At 67.5% G+C, this 381-nt stretch carries 1 protein-coding gene; it reads right to left on the reverse strand.

The features are described 5' to 3' along the window. The coding region (locus ACOV8S_RS31600; protein ID WP_448321900.1) for a response regulator at positions 1-284 on the reverse strand (284 nt) is incomplete at its 3' end. Between the last annotated feature and the right edge of the window lie 97 nt (positions 285-381).

Below are 381 nucleotides of genomic sequence, written 5' to 3' on the forward strand. Positions count from 1 at the left end.
GCCGCAAACAGGGCCTCGTCGTCGTCGTACGAGGTAAAGATCAGCGAACGCACCTTCGGGGCCGACGAGTGCAGATCACGACACACCTCGACCCCTGAGCCGTCCGGGAGCCGGACGTCCAGCACCGCGACATCCGGGCACAAGCTCGGCAGAACGCGCATCGCCTCGCGGGCAGACCCCGACTCCCCCACGACGACCACCTGACCGTCCGCCTCGAGCACGCCCTTGAGCCCGCGCCGCACGATCTCGTGGTCATCCAGCAGGTAGACCCGGATCGGCTCCATGCCTCCGTTCTACTCCTCTTCACACCCAGGCACCATCGCACACCGACCGCCCCGAGAGCCGAACAGCCCTACCAGGTCGCGCCGAAAGGACCTGGCA

This window comes from Streptomyces sp. CO7 (assembly GCF_053474865.1).